Origin of the sequence: Pseudoalteromonas luteoviolacea CPMOR-1 (genome assembly GCF_001625685.1) — a bacterium.
GTDB classification, from domain to species: Bacteria; Pseudomonadota; Gammaproteobacteria; order Enterobacterales; family Alteromonadaceae; genus Pseudoalteromonas; species Pseudoalteromonas luteoviolacea_K.
The window spans coordinates 56,842-76,344 of sequence record NZ_AUYC01000015.1 but is presented as its reverse complement, the minus strand read 5'-3'; the positions used below and the strand labels follow the sequence as shown (position 1 = coordinate 76,344).

14 protein-coding genes are annotated in these 19,503 nt (G+C 43.4%); 1 reads left to right on the top strand and 13 read right to left on the bottom strand.

Going from position 1 to position 19,503, the window contains the following annotated elements; translation table 11 throughout:
* Positions 1 to 162 precede the first annotated feature (162 nt).
* From N473_RS04995 to rppH, 7 genes are all read right to left on the bottom strand, one after another.
* Positions 163 to 3,303, bottom strand: coding sequence for an efflux RND transporter permease subunit (locus tag N473_RS04995; RefSeq protein WP_063366981.1), 3,141 nt, complete (start codon positions 3,301 to 3,303; stop codon positions 163 to 165).
* Between the two features lie 12 nt (positions 3,304 to 3,315).
* Positions 3,316 to 5,040, bottom strand: a complete 1,725-nt coding sequence (locus N473_RS04990) for an efflux RND transporter periplasmic adaptor subunit (RefSeq protein ID WP_063366980.1) — start codon at positions 5,038 to 5,040, stop codon at positions 3,316 to 3,318.
* A gap of 94 nt (positions 5,041 to 5,134) precedes the next feature.
* Positions 5,135 to 5,623, bottom strand: a complete 489-nt coding sequence (locus N473_RS04985) for a DUF411 domain-containing protein (protein ID WP_063366979.1) — start codon at positions 5,621 to 5,623, stop codon at positions 5,135 to 5,137.
* 141 nt (positions 5,624 to 5,764) lie between these two features.
* Positions 5,765 to 6,193, bottom strand: coding sequence for a hypothetical protein (locus N473_RS04980; RefSeq protein WP_063366978.1), 429 nt, complete (start codon positions 6,191 to 6,193; stop codon positions 5,765 to 5,767).
* 101 nt (positions 6,194 to 6,294) lie between these two features.
* Positions 6,295 to 7,095 carry a prolipoprotein diacylglyceryl transferase gene (lgt, locus tag N473_RS04975; protein ID WP_039608516.1) on the bottom strand — a complete coding sequence of 267 codons (801 nt, stop codon included), beginning with the start codon at positions 7,093 to 7,095 and terminating at the stop codon, positions 6,295 to 6,297.
* A 405-nt stretch (positions 7,096 to 7,500) separates the two neighbouring features.
* Positions 7,501 to 9,786, bottom strand: coding sequence for a phosphoenolpyruvate--protein phosphotransferase (ptsP, locus tag N473_RS04970; protein WP_063366977.1), 2,286 nt, complete (start codon positions 9,784 to 9,786; stop codon positions 7,501 to 7,503).
* A 13-nt stretch (positions 9,787 to 9,799) separates the two neighbouring features.
* Positions 9,800 to 10,318, bottom strand: coding sequence for an RNA pyrophosphohydrolase (gene rppH, locus N473_RS04965; RefSeq protein WP_039608514.1), 519 nt, complete (start codon positions 10,316 to 10,318; stop codon positions 9,800 to 9,802).
* A gap of 427 nt (positions 10,319 to 10,745) precedes the next feature.
* Between rppH and mutH the strand changes: the two genes are divergently transcribed.
* The gene (mutH, locus tag N473_RS04960; RefSeq protein ID WP_419555137.1) at positions 10,746 to 11,420 is read left to right on the top strand and encodes a DNA mismatch repair endonuclease MutH; all 675 of its coding nucleotides are present in this window, start codon (positions 10,746 to 10,748) and stop codon (positions 11,418 to 11,420) included.
* Positions 11,421 to 11,476: 56 nt separating this feature from the next.
* On the opposite strand, the gene N473_RS04955 is transcribed toward mutH, so the two are convergent.
* The 6 genes from N473_RS04955 to rlmD all read right to left on the bottom strand — a co-directional run bounded on the left by N473_RS04955 (position 11,477) and on the right by rlmD (position 19,484).
* A complete protein-coding gene (locus N473_RS04955) occupies positions 11,477 to 11,863 on the bottom strand; it encodes a hypothetical protein (protein WP_063366976.1) in 387 nt (128 codons plus the stop codon).
* Positions 11,864 to 12,029: 166 nt separating this feature from the next.
* Positions 12,030 to 13,322, bottom strand: coding sequence for a phosphopyruvate hydratase (eno, locus tag N473_RS04950; RefSeq protein WP_039608512.1), 1,293 nt, complete (start codon positions 13,320 to 13,322; stop codon positions 12,030 to 12,032).
* Positions 13,323 to 13,468: 146 nt separating this feature from the next.
* On the bottom strand, positions 13,469 to 15,103 hold the full coding sequence (locus tag N473_RS04945; RefSeq protein ID WP_063366975.1) for a CTP synthase: 1,635 nt from the start codon (positions 15,101 to 15,103) through the stop codon (positions 13,469 to 13,471).
* Between the two features lie 114 nt (positions 15,104 to 15,217).
* On the bottom strand, positions 15,218 to 15,997 hold the full coding sequence (gene mazG / locus N473_RS04940) for a nucleoside triphosphate pyrophosphohydrolase (protein ID WP_063366974.1): 780 nt from the start codon (positions 15,995 to 15,997) through the stop codon (positions 15,218 to 15,220).
* Between the two features lie 9 nt (positions 15,998 to 16,006).
* On the bottom strand, positions 16,007 to 18,163 hold the full coding sequence (relA, locus tag N473_RS04935; protein WP_063366973.1) for a GTP diphosphokinase: 2,157 nt from the start codon (positions 18,161 to 18,163) through the stop codon (positions 16,007 to 16,009).
* Positions 18,164 to 18,170: 7 nt separating this feature from the next.
* The gene (gene rlmD / locus N473_RS04930) at positions 18,171 to 19,484 is read right to left on the bottom strand and encodes a 23S rRNA (uracil(1939)-C(5))-methyltransferase RlmD (RefSeq protein WP_063366972.1); all 1,314 of its coding nucleotides are present in this window, start codon (positions 19,482 to 19,484) and stop codon (positions 18,171 to 18,173) included.
* Between the last annotated feature and the right edge of the window lie 19 nt (positions 19,485 to 19,503).

Here is a 19,503-nt window from a genome sequence, read left to right as displayed (position 1 = left end):
ACTAAATTCAACTGCGCTATATCATACACTGCATGCCAAAGCTAAACCATCAAATACAGTGTGATAATCACTCACCCACACCTCAAAATAATCTCAATACTGATAGATACAAAAGCGGTGCGTTGTGCACCGCTTTTGAATATCTTGAGGCAATATGAAAGGCTAACGGATAAACTTATTGAAGCACTCCACTTCCTTGCGTTTTAATAAACTATAAATTGCCGGTAACACAATTAATGTCAGCACTACGGCACTCGTCATGCCACCAACCAAAGGCGCTGCGATTCGGCTCATCACTTCAGAACCTGCACCAGTACCGTATAAAATCGGGAGTAAGCCGACAATAATGGTGATCACTGTCATCATGACAGGCCGAACCCTGAGGCCGGCACCATGCAATAATGCAGCTTGATACTCTTCGAGAGAAATAGAAGTGCCGGTCTGCGAGGCCCGTGCTTTGAGAGACTGGAGTGCTTGATTTAAATACACCAACATAATCACCCCAATTTCCACCGCAACCCCTGCCAACGCGATAAACCCGACGCCAACAGCCACAGAAAAGTTGAATCCCTCAAAGTACATCAGCCATATTCCACCTATCATGGCCATGGGGAGTGTCACCATAATCATTAAAACTTCAGTCATGGTTCTGAAATTTAGATACAGTAAAATAACAATTATTGCCAATGTCAGAGGCAATACATAGGTTAATTTCTCTTGTGCCCTTTGCATATATTCATACTGACCAGCCCAAGTGATGGAGTACCCTGCGGGCAAGTCTAACTCATTTGCTAAAAATACTTTTGCATTATCCACATAAGAGCCGACATCAACTCCCTCTATATCAATGTATGTCCAGCCATTGAGTCGTGCGTTTTCACTTTTGATGCTCGCAGGCCCTGCATCAATATAAATATGAGCAACATCCCCAAGCGTGATTTGAACGCCTGACGGTGTCACCAAAGGTAACTGAGCTAACGACTCTGGGGAATCTCGATGATGCTGGGGGTAGCGAATATTCACAGGATATCGCTCTTGGCCTTCTACCGTTTGGGTAATCGTTGCTCCACCAATAGCGCTCGCTACAACCTGCTGAATATCCGAGATGTTAAGCCCAAAACGGCTGGCCTGCACACGAGAAATATCGACCTTAATATAACGCCCACCAGCAACGCGCTCAGAGTAAACAGATGCAGTGCCCTCTAAAGCAGGCAAGATAGCCTCAATTTGCTGGCCAATTTCTTGAATGACTCCCAGCTCAGGACCCGCTACCTTAATACCCACAGGGGTTTTGATCCCCGTTGCTAACATGTCAATGCGCGTTTTTATCGGCATGACCCACGCATTCGTTAAACCGGGAAATTTAACCAAACCATCTAATTCAGCTTTTAAACTTTCAGTTGTCAGCCCCTCTCGCCATTCAGACTTTGGCTTTAATTGAATAAAGGTCTCAATCATAGTCAATGGTGCGGGATCGGTTGCCGTTTCTGCTCGCCCTACCTTGCCAAATACACTGTCTACCTCAGGAACCGTTCTAATAAGCTTATCCGTTTGCTGCAATAGCTCACGGGCTTTAGCAATAGAAATGCCAGGGTAAGTGGTGGGCATGTACATCAGATCCCCCTCGTCCAATGGCGGCATAAATTCACTGCCAATTTTATTGACTGGATAAAAGCCAGCAGCCGTTACAAATACGGCCAATACTATCGTACTTTTAGGAAAGCGCATCACCTGTTTAAGCACAGGCATATATGCCGCAATTAACATACGATTTAACGGGTTTTTCTTCTCGGATATCACCTTGCCTCGAATGAAGTACCCCATTAATACAGGTACCAATGTAATGGCTAAACCGGCAGATGCCGCCATGGCGTAGGTCTTTGTGTAGGCGAGAGGTTCAAACATTCGACCTTCTTGTGCTTCTAATATGAATACAGGCAAAAATGATACCGTGATGATAAGTAGACTGAAAAATAGTGCGGGACCGACTTCACACGCCGCCTTGGTGACAACTTCCCAGCGGTTTTCATCGGTCAGCGGGGTTTTTTCCATATGTTTGTGCATATTTTCAATCATCACAATCGCCCCATCAGTCATAGCACCGATGGCTATGGCAATACCGCCTAACGACATAATATTGGCGTTAATCCCCTGCATATGCATGATGATAAATGAGGTTAGAATACCAAGTGGTAACGTAACAACTGCCACCACCGAAGATCTTAAATGAAATAAAAAGACGACACAGATCACCGCTACCACGAGCAGTTCTTCAGCCAACTTCTGCCATAAATTGTCCACGGCAGCTTCAATCAAGCGAGAGCGATCATACACAGTAACCACCTCTACACCTTCAGGTAAAGATTGCTTAAGAGATGCAAGCTTGGCCTTCACGCCCTCAATGGTCGCTTGTGCGTTTTCACCAGATCGCATCACCACGATACCGCCCACGACTTCGCCCTCGCCATTGAGCTCAGCAATGCCCCGGCGCATTTGCGGTCCGAGACGCACATCAGCCACATGTGCAATGGTCAAAGGCACACCATTTTCACTGACCCCAAGCGGGATCTGCTCAATATCAACAATCGCATCGATATAACCTGTCGCCGTGACTATATATTCCGCTTCAGCCATTTCAATCACTGAGGCCCCCGTTTCTTGATTACCTTGCTTCAATGCAATTTCAATCAAGTTTAAAGGAATACCATAAGCCCTCAATTTGTCAGGGTCTACTTCCACTTGATACTGCTTGACCATGCCCCCAGCAGTGGCCACTTCAGAAACGCCGGAAACCGTTTGCAATTCATACTTTAAAAACCAATCTTGAATACTTCTTAGTTGGCTCAAGTCATGACGGCCCGTTTTATCTGTCAATGCATAGATATAAATCCAGCCAACCCCTGTTGCATCGGGCCCAAGCTGCGGCTTAGCCGAGCTTGGCAAATTGCTCGCGGCCTGATTTAAATACTCCAGCACGCGGCTTCGTGCCCAATATAAGTCTGTATCATCATCAAAAATAATATAGACGTAAGAATCTCCAAAAAAAGAAAATCCACGCACTGTCTTTGCGCCTGGTACAGATAGCATCGCCGTGCTCAATGGAAAAGTAACTTGATCTTGCACCACTTGCGGCGCTTGTCCCGGATAACTCGTTTTTACAATCACCTGTACATCAGATAAATCTGGAATGGCATCTACAGGGGTTTGCTTGATTGAATACAAGCCTCCGAATGTCAAAACCAGCGTAAGTAACAGCACCAAAAATCGATTATGCACTGACCACTTGATAATTGATTCAATCACATCAGGCTCCTATCAATGGCCAGTATGAGCGCCATGCTCACTGTCGTTAACGCCCTTGATGTCAACGATGACTAAATCGTCTCTGACTTCAAACGTAAACAAGATTTCTTGTGCAACTTTAAAATCGGCAAGTGACAATGAGTCATCCACTAAAAAGTCCATGGTTGCAGCAGCTCTGTTCCACTTCTCAATAGCCTCACGACTGATGTTTACCGTGCGCTCATGATGAGAAACATGATTAATCACCCCTTTAACTGTCGCGGTGGGAATCTGTGGCTCCGTCATAATATGTATTCCAGTCACTTGATAGCTACCAGATTCAAGCTGAGTCACCTCAAAATGTAATGTTTGCCCCGCTTTTAACACATTGATATCAACCTCTTGTGCCACATCAAAGTCCATGGTCATCTCAGGCCAATTCCATGCTTCAACGGGCCCATGTGTCACATTGATCTGCCTGCTTTGAGTCACTACGCTGTGTATATCCCCCTGCATCCATACCGATTGGGGCTTCTCATCGAGTGTCAGGCGTCTAAAGTCAGAACTTTTGCTAGACTCTGAGTCAATCAAAAACTGAGCGGAAGTCACCACAGTTTCCCCTTCATTCAGCCCTGATATAATCTCAAAATGCGTTCTATCGGTGCGCCCTATTTCAACTTCAACAGACTTAAATTGCCCTTCCCCCAATGCTAAAACCACTCGATTCTGTTCGCCCGTTCTAATCACAGACTCTTTTGGTACCATCAGTGTGTTGTTGGAGTTATTCGGTTTTATCTGGACCTTTGCAAACATATTGGGCTTGAGGGTTTTATCCGCATTTGCAAATTTAAGCCTTACTCGCAACGTGCGGTTGTGTACATCCAAGCTGGGGTACACATAATCAACTTGTCCTTGCCACACCCTGCCAGGAAGATAGTCTAATGTCATAGAAGCGGGTATCCCTGCTTGCACTAGGCTTGCTTCGCGCTCAAAGACTTCCGCCTCTACCCAGACATGATCAAGCTGACCTATGCTCATCATCGTCGTGCCAGGTTGTACATAGTAACCTTCGCGGATCTTGAGATTTTTAACGACACCAGATTGCGGTGTATAAAAAGTGACAGTCTGTCGTACTTGCTTGGTTTTTATCAACTGTTCAATAAAATCGGTCGACATTTTTAGCGCGCGTAACCGCTTGCGTGCAGCATCAATCAATTGCTGATCAGCTTGCTTCAGCGCAACCAACATTTCCTTTTGCGCGTTAACCAGTTCAGGCGAATATAAGTCATAAAGAGCTTGCCCTTGCTCTACTTCATCACCAATAGCCTTCACGTATAGGTTGTCTACCCAGCCATCTACACGCGGATGAATATGGACCAATCTATGTTCATCATATTGCACATACCCAACAGTATTAATATCTTGCTGCAATGTGCCCAGTGTCACCTTAGCTGTTCTAACCCCGAGGTTATTGACAATATTAGGCGCGATATTTACCACCCCTGGGCCAAACTTATCTTCTCCTTGAGACTCCTCGTATACAGGTACTAAATCCATGCCCATCGGTGACTTACCCGGCTGGTCACGGCGATAATTTGCATCCATGGGCGCAACCCAGTAAAGCGGCTTTTTCTCATCTGATTGCGCTATATTGGTGTCCCCCTGAACATCGCTCTTACCTTTTATTGTGACCAATACAGCGCCCATCGCTGTGCCAACCAATACAGCCAATAATAGTTTTACAACTGACACATGCATTATAATTTTCTCCCTTTTACTTCAGACCAGTCTTTGCCTTGGTGTAAACCAACCAGCAATGCGTTTGAAGTCGCTCGATTCAATACCAACTGCATTAAAACTGCTCCTCATACGTGCTAATTTCAGCAAAAACTAAACTGCTCCCATCAGCCATCAACACTAATATTTGATATGGATGAAAGCGTTGCCCCACCTCCATGCCTGGAGAGCCAAGTGGCATGGCAGGCACAGATAAGCCAATGGCTCCCTTCACAGGCTTTGTAATAAATTGCTTGATGAATTTAGCGGGTACATGACCTTCAAATACATAGCCCCCTTCACTCACACCTGTATGACAAGACTGATAACGCGGTAGGATCTGTAATTTGCTTTTAATACTGCCTAAATCAGGCAGGTCATAAGTTTGATGGGTGACTCCCTGTTGTGTTAAGTGGGTTAGCCATTTAACACAACACCCACACGTTGAGGTTTTGTATACTTTGAGTAATGGTTGAACTACACCTTGCTGCGCATAAGCAGGAGTGTGAAAGTTAAATACGCCAGCAATCAATAATACACCGACAACAAATTTAAATTTAAACATTCTGGAACTCATTTTATTTTTGAAATAGCGCCACCATTGTCAGGTCAAAAGTATTTAGAAAACGTTTGTACCATAACAAACACATCTTAAAGAGGTGGCTAGACAGTAGAAAACCGATTTTTGGGCGCAATAGCCCTAGGGTTAAGCCAGAATGGGGGGTTTATAAACAGTGTTAATATACTGGTTAGGTGAACCGGTATTAGCAGATACAGGCTTTTCTGTTAGCTGTTTAAACGTAGTAAATACTGAAGACTCACTGATAAAGAGAGAAAAAGGCGCACATAAACTCGTCGGGCATGCACACTCTGTTTCGCAGCAATCCATCTCGTTGTTAGCAGGCATTGTGTGATGCATATCGCTGTGCTGGTGGTACTCTGCAACGACATCATAGCTGGTTGAGTGTGCAGACATCGCACCTTTTGACATGGGCATGTCATGATCACAGATCATCTGAGCTTGGGCCAAAGGCTGAAACACAGACATCAAAAATACCGTGACAACGAGCAAAAATTGCAAGGTACTAGAGGCTTTTTTTGATGTAGATGAATAACGCACGTGTTTCAACTTCATTTGAACTATCTGCCATTACTATAACGCTAAAATGGCCATTAATAAATTATTGTTTGTGTTTAGTGGAGGAGAGGCTCCACTAAACACTCAGTTTACATGAATTAAGCAGCTTTAACTGTTTCTCGGCGATGCGCCCAAATCATTAACCCAAGACCGCCAATTATCATTGGCAAAGATAGAATTTGGCCCTGAGAGATGATCCCAGCATGCAAACCAATATGTGCATCTGGCTCTCGGAAATACTCAATTGCAAATCTAAAGGCACCATAACCCAATAAGAACAGACCCGCGATACTCCCGGCTGGACGAGGTTGCTTTCGATACCAAACTAAAATTAAAAAGAGTACTAGGCCTTCAAAAAAGGCTTCATAAAGTTGAGAGGGGTGTCTTGGCACACCACCGGCGTGGGCACCAGGGAAAATAACCGCCCAAGGTACATCCGTTTGACGTCCCCAAAGCTCTCCATTAATGAAGTTACCAATTCGACCAGCTAACAACCCAATTGGCACCATAGGCACAACAAAATCCCCAACAGCTAAAGGCGATTTATTCGTGCGCCACGCGAAAATGAAAATTGCAGTTATAACGCCCAATGCGCCGCCATGGAAGGACATGCCCCCCTCCCATACTTTAAATAGCATGAGTGGATCAGATAAAAAGGATGAGAAGTTATAAAACAGCACATAACCAATACGCCCACCTAAAATGACGCCCAGCATGCCGTAAAATAGCAGGTCGCTGACTTGATCTTTGGTCCATCCTGAATTGGGCTTTTCAGCTTCTTTATTTGCCCACCACATTGCAAATGCAAAGCCAATTAAGTACATAAGTCCGTACCAACGGACACTTAGAGGCCCGACTGAAAAGATAATCGGATCGATTTCCGGAAACTGCAAAGCCATCGCTTTCCCTCAATAAAATAAAATTTTGTCTACATTCATGGTCAATATGAATACAAACACCTTTTTAATTGTTGCTACTGGTCAATTTTGTATCGCTTTCACATTTTTGCAACGTGCAAAGCTAAGAAGTCAGTACCATACCAAATAAACCAACTAAGTAAACATACCTTAAAAAGTTAACTTTTTACTACGTGACGTTTTAGCAGCATAAAATACCATATATTGCTTGCATACGAATTTACGTTGTTTACTGGTGTAGTGGCTACCAATGCAACACAAAACCTCCCCTCGCCACTCTCTTCATGACATAAAGGTAGGTGTCGTTTACTTAATACTGAATGGGACTTTTAGAGCAATTATGCTTAGAGGATAAATACCTAATTCGCTTCACAGGTGCTAATGCAATTACAGGTTGTTCACGCCGCTTTGTGTATAGATGATTTCACCCAAGCCTTGTTCAACAATAAAGTCTCTTAAGTAACGATGTACTTGAATGGCACTGGATGCTTGTAAGCACTGCTCAAGCAGTGCTTCCATATCTTTCACCCTTAACCTTCGCAATACCCACTTAACTTTATTCAACGCAGAAATATTCATACTTAATTTTCGATACCCCATCGCAACAAGTAAAATAGCCCCTTCAGGCTCAGAGCCCAGTTCACCACATAAACTAAATGGGAGCTCCAGTGATTGGCACTCTGTCGCAATGCGGTGCAACGCTCTCAATACACTTGGATGATAAGGTTCAAATAGCTTGGCAACTCGGGAGTTTGCCCTGTCCACTGCCAACAGATATTGAGTAAGATCATTACTGCCAACTGAGCAAAAATCGACTTTCTCAGCCCATTCTGTCAGTAAAAAGATACTAGAGGGTACCTCAATCATCACCCCAACTTCTGGCTTATCTATTTGGTAGAATTGATCTGCCCACTCTTCTTGCAACTCAAAATAAGCTTGTTCAAGCAAGCCCAACGCCTCGTCAACTTCTTCGGTATGACTGATCATAGGCAGCATAATGCGCAAGTTACCCAAGCCTGCGTTGGCTTTGATCATGGCTTTCAATTGATCGAGAAATAATTCAGGATGGTCCAAAGTAACCCGTATACCTCGCCACCCCAAAAATGGGTTCTCTTCTTCAATATCAAAGTAATCCAGAACCTTATCACCGCCAATGTCCAGCGTTCTCATCACCACCGGTTCTGGGTGGTACAATGATAAAACCTCTCTATAGCACTGCTCCTGCTCAGCTTGGGACGGAAACTGTCCACGTTGCATAAACCATGATTCAGTTCGGTATAACCCCACTCCGTCGCTGAATTTAGCGCTAACATGTTCAGACGACAAATCAAGTCCCGCATTAAGCAACAAGCTTATCCGTTCTCCATCAAGAGTTACAGGTGGTAGGTCATGCTCGGCATCAAACTTATCATGTAATTGGCTTTCTTTTTGGCGCAGCGCCTCATATTCTGATGTCAATACTTTAGAAGGTGAGACATATACTCTGCCTGCATAAGCATCAAGGATAATTTCCTTATCTTCAAATTGCAGTAAAGGCACATTTTCAATCCCCCAAATAGCAGGGATCCCCATGGCGCGAGTTAAAATAGAAGCATGTGAATTGGCCGAACCATGCACACTCACAACCCCCACTAAATTTTCCTTAGGGATGTGGGCTAGCATAGTTGGCGTCAGTGTTTCTGCAACTAAAATAGTATGCTCATGATAAGACTTTGAAACAGACTCCGTACTCACAAGATGATGTAATACACGCAGCCCTAAATCGTTTACATCTACAGCTCGCTCTTTGATATAAGGATCTTGCATCGCCTCAAACTGCTTTACTAAATCTTCTATCACATGTTTTAGTGCAGACTTGGCATCCCAACCTTGCTCCAATTCCTGTGTCACTTGCAGCCCTAAGCTACGTGCATCTAATAATTGTTGATACACTTCAAATACAGCTAAAGCTTCTTTAGGTAAAGTCAGAGATAGGCGGTTAGCCAGTACATGAAATTCATGCCGAGTCGCCTCGACAGCCTGCTTGAAAAGCCTTTTTTGCTCACTTAGGTTATTGTGTTTGCTGGATTCGATACTAGAAAAGTTCAACTTAGGCAAAACAACATATGCCTTACCTAAAGCGATGCCGGGGGTACTGGCCACTCCTTTTAGTACTGAAGTTTTATGATTATTGGCGTCTTGTTTCAGCAAAGTCTGTAGTTCAACATGAGCAAGTTGAGAGGCCAGCTGCGCAGACAAAGTAATGAGAAAAGACTCTTCATCATTACTAAATTCTCGGGTATTTTTTTGTTGAACTACAATCACTCCCAGCACTTTTCGCTGGTGGACGACAGGTACAGATAAAAAGGCATTATACCCTTCTTCCTGCACCTCTGGAGAATGCTTAAATCGAGGGTGCAATTGAGCTTGAGCGATATTAATAGTTTCTTCACGCTGTGCAACGAGCCCAACAAGCCCTTCTGTGAACCCTATACGAAATTGCCCTACAGCATCAGGATTAAGCCCGTCACTGGCCATCAATACGAAATTATCTTGGCTATAATCTGCAAAGTAAATTGAGCAGCAGTCCGTTTGCATCGCATTTTTAACCATAACAACGAAAAGGTTTAGAGCATCATTTAAATTCTCTTGCTGAGATACCGATTGCGCAATTGACCTTAACGTTGCTAGCACTTTCACATCCTATTTATCGTCTTCGCCAGTGTTCTTTATGATTATGCTCTTTACGATTAAAAGGCATAGCAAATGGGGCAAACTCTTTCATTACTCTTCTGTACACATCTCTTTTAAACGAGACTACCTGTCTAACAGGATACCAATAGCTGACCCAACGCCAGTCATCAAACTCCGGATGATGCGTTCTAAGTAAATCTACCTCTTCATCTTTACATCTGAGCTTGAGTAAAAACCACTTCTGCTTTTGTCCAATACATACCGGGCTGGAGTCTTTACGAATTAACCTTTTGGGCAACTTGTATCTTAACCAATGCTTTGAGCTCGCAACGATTTCTACGTCTTCCGGTCTCAAACCCACTTCTTCGTGAAGTTCTCGATACATTGTTTGTTCAGGGGTTTCACCTTCATCCACGCCCCCTTGGGGAAATTGCCAAGAATGCTGGCCGTAACGCCTTGCCCAAAAAACTTGCCCTTGGTTGTTACATATGACAATTCCCACATTGGCACGAAATCCTTCGGCATCAATCACCTTAGCGCCTCATTCTTATGTCTATTTTATCTGATTGTTCCATATCTGGCTGGCATCAGCAAATATTATTCCTGCTTTTACTCAAGTTACTCACAGCTTGTGCATAACTCTCAGTAAATAAGTCGATTTTACAAACAAATCCACAGAACCAGCTATAAAACACCAACTTCTCCACAGAAACTGTGGATAATGTTGTTCATATATCTGTATTTATCCAAATCATTGCTTATTAGATGATAAGTAAAACATACAAAAAGACCATAAAAAGCATTAAAATCATAATCTTATAATATTCACACCCTACTTTAAGCTGCACAAAATAACAACACACACGCCCAGTACAAAAAACAAACAAACCAACTTAATCCACAATCTCAGGGTGATTCTGTTAAAATAAACCAAGATCAAAGTCAACAAATACAATGCCATGATAAAACCCTCACCACCGACAACCATTCCTGAATTACTACAACGAGTCGAGGCTATCGCAGGGTTAACGCTTGGCGAACTTGCTGCGCAGTATCATTTTAAAAGCCCAGATGACTTACTTAGAGAAAAAGGCTGGCCAGGTCAGCTGATTGAATATGTATTAGGTGCCAGTGCGGGATCAAAACCTGTACCTGATTTTGAGCATATTGGGGTAGAACTTAAAACCCTTCCTCTCAGCTATGCTGGCAAACCATTGGAGACCACGTATGTTTCCGTCGTGCCTCTAACCAATCTAACAGGACTCACTTGGCAACGCTCTAGCGTTAGAAAAAAGCTAAACCACGTTTTATGGTTGCCCATATTAGCTGAACGAGACATTGCACCAGTGGATAGAACGATTGGCAGCGGTTTTTTATGGCAACCTGATGCTCATCAAGAAGCGCAATTACAACGTGACTGGGAAGAGCAGATAGAATTAATCGCAACTGGACGTGTAGATGAGATATCAGGCCATCTAGGTGAAGTGATGCAAATCAGACCAAAGGCAGCAAACAGTAAAGCTTTAACTGATGCCATTGGTCCACAAGGGGGGTTAATCAAAACACTCCCCAGAGGGTTTTATTTAAAAACGCAATTTACACACACGATTCTGCTCAATCAATTTGCGAATTAAGCATCCATTTAATTCGCACATAACTTTACTATATTAGAAAGAAACCTACTACGAGATTACACTTTAACAACCCTAAAGTGGTATAAACCTTTTGATATAAGTGAAATCCAGTCTCCCGTAGGGCAACTAGATTCATTGTTTCTAAACCACATAGTTACTGTATTTTGAGATGTCATAGCTAATAATAATGCGCTATACATAGCATTGCAGTATTCACCAGTATGGCCATCAGTCCCTCCATTTAAGCTACATACCACTGAATTTGTAACTTTTAACGGTGTAGAACCAACACCACTAAATGAGGCGGAAACGTATCCATTAGTTGATAATTGTACATTTGATACTTTGCCAAAGCAGTAATGAGCATTTGTCGCAGATGCATTGAAGCTCAATGCTGCGCTTAAGCATAGAGAAGCGATGGTAGAGATTTTTTTAAACTTCATTTTAAATATTCCATATTTATGAATTAGCCAACTGAATTAGTTAGCAACACTCGTCCCCATATTAACAACTATACAACCAGCTCACAATAACCATCGCATAATTTACAAAGCAAAAAAAACCGCTGCATTTTCATACAGCGGATTTATTGACAATAGAAATTAAACTCTACTGGCCTTTGATCTCTGAACGACCTTTGTAAACAGCCTTATCACCTAATGCTTCTTCAATACGTAGTAGCTGGTTGTACTTAGCTACACGGTCTGAACGGCATAGTGAACCTGTTTTGATTTGACCAGCAGCAGTACCTACAGCAAGATCAGCGATTGTTGCATCTTCAGTTTCACCTGAACGGTGAGAAATAACAGCTGTGAAGCCCGCGTCTTGTGCCATCTTAATCGCATCAAGCGTCTCTGAAAGAGAACCGATTTGGTTGAACTTGATCAAGATTGAGTTACCGATTTGCTCATCGATACCACGCTTTAAAATCTTCGTGTTAGTTACGAACAGATCATCACCAACAAGCTGAACTTTGTCGCCGATCTTATCCGTTAGGATCTTCCACCCATCCCAATCGCTCTCATCTAAACCATCTTCGATAGATACGATAGGGTAACGTGCAGCAAGATCTGCTAGGAAGTCTGCAAAGCCTTCTGAGTCGAATGCTTTACCTTCGCCACTTAGGTCATATTTGCCATCTTTGTAGAACTCTGAAGACGCACAGTCTAAAGCAAGTGTTACGTCTTTATTCATTTCGTAGCCAGCAGCTGCAACGGCTTCTACGATAACCTCTAGTGCTTCTTCATTTGACTTAAGGTCAGGTGCAAAACCACCTTCATCACCTACCGCAGTGTTTAAGCCACGTGCACTCAGTACTTTTTTCAAGCTGTGGAAGATTTCAGCACCCATACGTAGTGCTTCACGGAAACTTGATGCGCCAACAGGCTGAACCATGAATTCTTGAATATCAACATTGTTGTCAGCATGCTCACCACCATTGATGATGTTCATCATAGGTACTGGCATAGAGAATTGACCTGCAGTGCCATTAATGTCTGCAATGTGCTCATACAAAGCAACGCCTTTCTCTTGCGCAGCCGCTTTAGCAGTTGCAAGTGATACTGCTAAAATTGCATTTGCACCTAGCTTTTCTTTATTTTCTGTACCATCTAGGTCAAGCATAATTTGGTCAACTGCACGTTGTTCTAGTGCATTTTGACCCTCTAGTGCTTGTGCAATTTCTTTATTTACGAAATTTACTGCGGTTAGTACACCTTTACCCAAGTAACGAGACTTATCACCATCACGTAATTCAAGTGCTTCGCGAGTTCCTGTTGACGCACCTGATGGTGCACATGCGCGGCCCCAAGCACCCGAGTCTAAATGAACATCGGCTTCAACGGTTGGGTTACCACGTGAGTCCATAACTTCACGGCCAATCACTTTTACGATTTTTGACATCTTGATTCCTCTTTTCCCAAAGTGGTGAGTGTTTTTATTTCTGCTTAATTCGCATTGCTATGCAACCGTATTAGTGTGTCTCAGTCGCATAGCAATACCTAGGTATTAAAACAAAAAAGCCGTGCACTCGTGCACGGCTTTTTCTTTTATGAGTTTTCTTTTTGGTAGCTGAATGCTGCACCAACAAACCCTTCAAATAACGGATGTCCATCACGCGGGGTTGAGGTAAACTCAGGGTGGAACTGAGCCGCTATAAACCAAGGGTGATCCTTGTTCTCAATGATCTCCACCAGCTTTTTATCTTCAGATAAACCTGTAAATGCCAAACCTGCTTGCTCTAGTTTCTCAACAAAGTTGTTGTTCACTTCGTAGCGGTGACGGTGACGTTCAGTGATTTCTGCATTGCCGTATACTTCGCGAACCTTTGAGCCTTCAACTAAGTGACAAAGCTGCGCACCAAGACGCATTGTGCCACCTAAATCAGACTGCTCTGTACGCGTTTCAACATTACCATCTGCATCAAGCCACTCTGTGATCAAACCAACAACTGGGTTAGGTGTATTTGCATCAAACTCTGTTGAGTTTGCGTTTTCAAGGCCTGCAACATTACGTGCATACTCGATAAGCGCAACTTGCATACCCAAGCAAATGCCTAAATATGGTACTTTGTTTTCACGCGCATATTTAGCAGCAAGGATCTTGCCTTCAACACCACGGTTACCAAATCCACCAGGGACTAGGATCGCATCTAGATGATCAAGAAGCTCAGTGCCTTTGCTTTCAATATCTTGAGAGTCAACGTATTCGATATTTACCGTTACGCGGTTTTTCAAACCAGCATGCTTTAACGCTTCGTTAACTGATTTGTATGCATCAGGTAGCTCAATGTACTTACCAACCATACCAATCGTCACTTCACCCGTAGGGTTAGACTCTTGATACAGTACCTGCTCCCACTCAGATAGGTCTGCTTCAGGGCACTCTAGGTAGAAACGGCGACAAACTAGGTTGTCTAGCTCTTGTGATTTAAGTAACGCAGGGATCTTATAGATGCTATCTACGTCTTGTAGAGAGATAACAGCTTTTTCTTCTACGTTAGTGAAAAGTGCAATTTTTGCTCTTTCATTTGCAGGCAGCTTACAGTTTGAACGACAAACAAGGATATCAGGCTGGATACCGATTGAACGTAATTCTTTAACTGAGTGCTGAGTCGGTTTAGTTTTCACTTCACCCGCAGCACCAAGGAAAGGTACTAATGTTAGGTGCATAAACAAAGCGTGCTCACGACCAAGCTCTGTGCCTAACTGACGAATAGCTTCAAGGAATGGCTGTGATTCAATATCACCAACCGTACCACCGATCTCTACGATTGCAATGTCGTAGCCTTCAGCGCCTTCAACAACGCGACGCTTAATGTCATTAGTGATATGAGGAATAACTTGGATTGTTGCACCTAGGTATTCACCCTTACGCTCACGGCGTAACACGTCTTCAAATACACGACCTTGCGTAAAGTTATTACGGCTAGTCATTTTGGTGCGAATAAAACGCTCATAGTGACCAAGGTCTAGGTCGGTTTCCGCACCGTCTTCGGTTACGAAAACTTCACCATGCTGAATTGGGCTCATTGTGCCCGGGTCAACATTGATATAAGGATCCAGCTTAAGAATAGTCACGTTAAGGCCACGTGCCTCTAAAATCGCAGCTAATGATGCAGCTGCAATACCTTTACCCAAGGAGGAAACAACTCCGCCCGTTACGAAGATAAATTTTGTACTCATGCGAACCCTAGAATATCAAGGAAAATGGAATTTAAATAAGAATCAAGACGGGGCGATAGTATAGCAAAAACGTGATTAGCAATCCAGCAAAAATTGTCTACTCAAGCAGCGGATTTACTTTGCACGCTTTTTTATCAGCTCCCAAGCCTCATCCATTTGCGCAAGACTTGCGTCTTCTAAGGTTAAGTTTTGTTTAGCCAAAACCCCTTCAATTTGTACAAAGCGATTACTAAATTTACGTGTCGCTTGACGTAACAGTTGTTCAGGGTCACGTTTCGCATGACGAATGACATTCACCGTGGCAAACAATAGATCACCCAGCTCTTCTGCACTATGCTCAGAATAGGGGTTATGCGCCAAGGCTTCTTTCACTTCATCAACCTCTTCTTCAACCTTGTCTAACGCACCATGATAGTCTGGCCAATCAAACCCTAATGAAGCCGCACGTTTTTGAATTTTTTTAGCACGTGTGAGTGCTGGCAGGCTTTGGATCACATCAGCACCAAATTCGGGCTTTTCTTTGCGCTCCGCCTGTTTAATCGCTTCCCACTGTGCATCTAGTTCTTGCTCAGTCAATACCGCTTTTTTATCGAAAACATGGGGGTGACGTCTAACCAGTTTGTCATTGAGCCCAGCGACAATGGACTCAAAATCAAATAATCCTGCTTCTTTACCGAGCTGAGCATAGAAGATCACTTGAAATAGCAAATCCCCCAGCTCATCTTTAAGCGCTATATAATCTTGCTGCTCAATGGCATCAGCCACTTCATGTGCCTCTTCAAGCGTATGAGGCACAATAGAACTAAAGTCTTGTTGCTTATCCCAATCACACCCTCTATGTGGGTCGCGAAGTGTGGCCATGATCTCTAGCAGTCGATGTATATTTTCACTCATTACTTATTCTCAATGTTGTCGCTTCGCTTCAAACACACCTTCGGTTTGCAGCAGTTTAGTCAGTAATCGATTCGTCGCGGACAAATCGCCTACTTCAATTTTCATTGTGAAAATGGCAACCCCTTTTTCATGCTGCGTTTGCACATTCATATTGAGCACGTTGACTTTTTCATTGGCTAAAATGGCACTGATATCACGAATAAGGCCTTGTCTGTCATTGGCTTCGATACGGATAGTTATCTCATAAAATGATTGCACATCTTCAGACCAACTCACGGCAATTTCTCGCTCAGGATGCTGCTGCGTAATATGTGCAAATGAGTCACAATCAGCACGGTGTACCGCGATACCTCGACCTTGCGTAATGTAGCCCACTATCTCATCACCCGGTACAGGCTGACAACATTTAGCAACATGGCTCAGCAAGCTGCCCACGCCTTCAACAACAATCCCGTTTTTATCGCCTTTATGTTTTTTACGTGTGCTGAGCTTTAATTTAGGCTCAACCTCTGGCTTATCCTGAATAAAGTTTAAGAATTGATTGATACGGACATCACCGGCACCAATCGCCACCATCAAGTCATCTAACTCTTTAAAGTTAAAGCGCTCAATGGCTGGCTCTAATTCTTTGTAGCTGATATCCAGCTTTTGTAAGTGACTATCTAAAATCTCCTTACCCGCTTGCAGGTTTTTATCTCTGTCTTGCTGTTTAAACCAGTGATGAATTTTGCTGCGAGCTCGAGAAGAGTATATATAGCCTAAAGATGGGTTAAGCCAATCACGGCTAGGTGATGGATTCTTCTGCGTTAAAATCTCTATTTGATCGCCTGTCGACAGCTTATACGTAAACGGGACAATTTTGCCAAATACCTTAGCACCAATGCAGCGATGTCCGACATTTGAGTGAATATAATAAGCAAAATCCAGCGGTGTCGCTCCCAATGGCAAATCAAAAATATCTCCGCGCGGTGTAAATACATACACGCGGTCTTCCACGACTTGGTTTTTAAGCTCCTCAGCAAACTCACTCCCATCAACCACTTCTTCTTGCCATTGCAGTAGCTTTCTCAACCAACTAATTTTCTGCTCATAGCCAGAACCGCGCCCAGGCAGTGCACCTTCTTTATACATCCAGTGTGCCGCGACCCCCATCTCAGCATCTTTATGCATATCATGAGTACGGATCTGGATTTCGACCGTCTTTCCTTCAGGCCCAAATACAACAGTGTGAATAGACTGATAGCCATTGGGTTTAGGCGTTGCGACATAATCATCGAACTCTTTATTCAGATGGCGCCAGTTTGTATGCACAATACCAAGAGCGGCGTAACAATCCTGCAATTGGTCAACCACGATACGCATAGCGCGGATATCAAATAACTGCTCAAACTCATAATTTTTTTGAGACATCTTTTTATAAATACTAAAGATGTGTTTTGGGCGACCATACACTTCAGCTTTCACATTGGCATCAGCCAACTTTTTCTGTACAGCCGACACCATATCGCTCATATAAGCCTCTCGTGCAAGGCGTTTATCAGCCAGTTTCTTCGCGATGGTTTTATAGCTATCAGGGTGTAAATAACGAAATGAGAGATCTTCAAGCTCCCATTTTAATTGTCCTATCCCTAAACGGTTAGCAAGGGGAGCAAAGATATTAGCTGTTGTTTTTGCTGCAACCACACGCTCTTCTTCTGAAGCATCTTTCACACTTCTAAGGTAGCAAATTTGCTCCGCGAGCTTGATCACCACGGCGCGCACATCCTCTACCATAGCCAATAACATACGACGAATTTTATCAATTTGGACATTGCCTTTGCTCTGATGAGCCAAGGTACTAATTGACGCCATTTGCTCAACCCCTTTGAGCAACAGAGCAATGTTTTCGCCTAGCGCTTTTTCAACCGCTTCAATATCAAGTTTCTGAGCAAGAAAATAAGGGGTCAAAAAGGCCCCAGCGAGGGATTCTGAGTCAAAATTAAGCTCAGCCAAGATCTCTACCATCTCGATGGCTTTTTCTAACAGATCTTCATTGCTTTCTGCGGGGCACAAAGCATATGCCTCACTGAGTCGATCGGTTTTATCCTCTGACAATTTTAATAACGCTAATCGCGCATCAAAATCTGCTGGCAGAGTGGTATGGTGAGATTGGCGAGTCGCTACCATTATTTGACTACCTCCTTTGGAACAACGCCATTGTTTCTATATGTCCTGTATGAGGAAACATATCCATCAGTGCAACTTTGCTAACAGTAAACCCAGCTTGCACTAATAACGCGCTATCTCGTGCCAAGGTGACAGGATCGCATGACACATAGAGCACTTTGCTAAATTGCTGCAGTGGCATTTGCTTTAATACGTCATACGCTCCGGTGCGAGAAGGGTCCAGTACCAATGTATCTAAGTCTTTGTTAAACCACTGGGCTGAAGACATTTCTTGCGTCAAGTCAAACTGGAAAAACTGTGCATTGTCGATTCCGTTAGTGTGCGCATTTTGCGTCGCCATTGCAACCGAAGAAGCAACCCCTTCCACACCAATAACTTGCTTAGCTTGTTTTGCGAACAATAATGAAAAATTACCGATGCCACAAAACAGATCAAGGACCTTCTCCTTCCCTGTTAACTCAAGCCACTTCAGCGCTTGATCTAACATGGCTGAGTTAACTGCAGCATTCACTTGAATAAAGTTATTCAAACTAAACTGAAACTCCGTGCCACCAACTTGATACTCTGGTAATACAGAATAATATGGCTCCTCATTGCCATCATCCCAAACAGTTCGCCACCCTTTTTGTTCGAATTCAGTATGTACGCCTTGCTTCACTTCATCTTCAATTGCTTTGGTGTGACGTAAAAGGACGTATGGGGCGTTATCAGCTTCACATAATTGAATATGGCTGACACTTCTTAGTTGTGTGTGACTATTTAGTATTTTTCTCAAATCGACAAAAACGGATTGATATACCTGACTTAACACGCCACACTCGACCACATCGACCAATTTCTTTGATTTTGCTGCGCGAAAGCCCAAGTTCAGTAATTTCTCTTTTTTATCAAAGTAAGTCGCAATACGCGCGGCTCGACGATAGTGTTTACCGTTACTTTCTATTGGATGTGTCCATGGTAATGTGTCGGTGCCTGAAAACTTAGCAAACAACTTTTCTACTGCAGCTTGTTTATGGTGCAGTTGAGCTGGCTTCTCTAAGTGCTGCAATGAACAACCACCACACTGTTGATAATGCGGACAAAATGCATCAACGCGCTGCATACTTGCTGTGATCACTTTTTCAACTGTCCCCTCAAATAGCTTCGCTTTTTGTTGAGAGACACGTACTTTCACGCGTTCACTCGGTAACGCCCCCTCAATAAAACCAACTTTGCCATTGTGCTTCGCAACACCTCGCCCTTGGTGATCAAGCGACTCAATTTCTACTTCAATCACCTGACCCTTGCCAGATGTTTTTTTAGCACGAAAAATTTGTGCCATGTACCGCCCCTTATACATT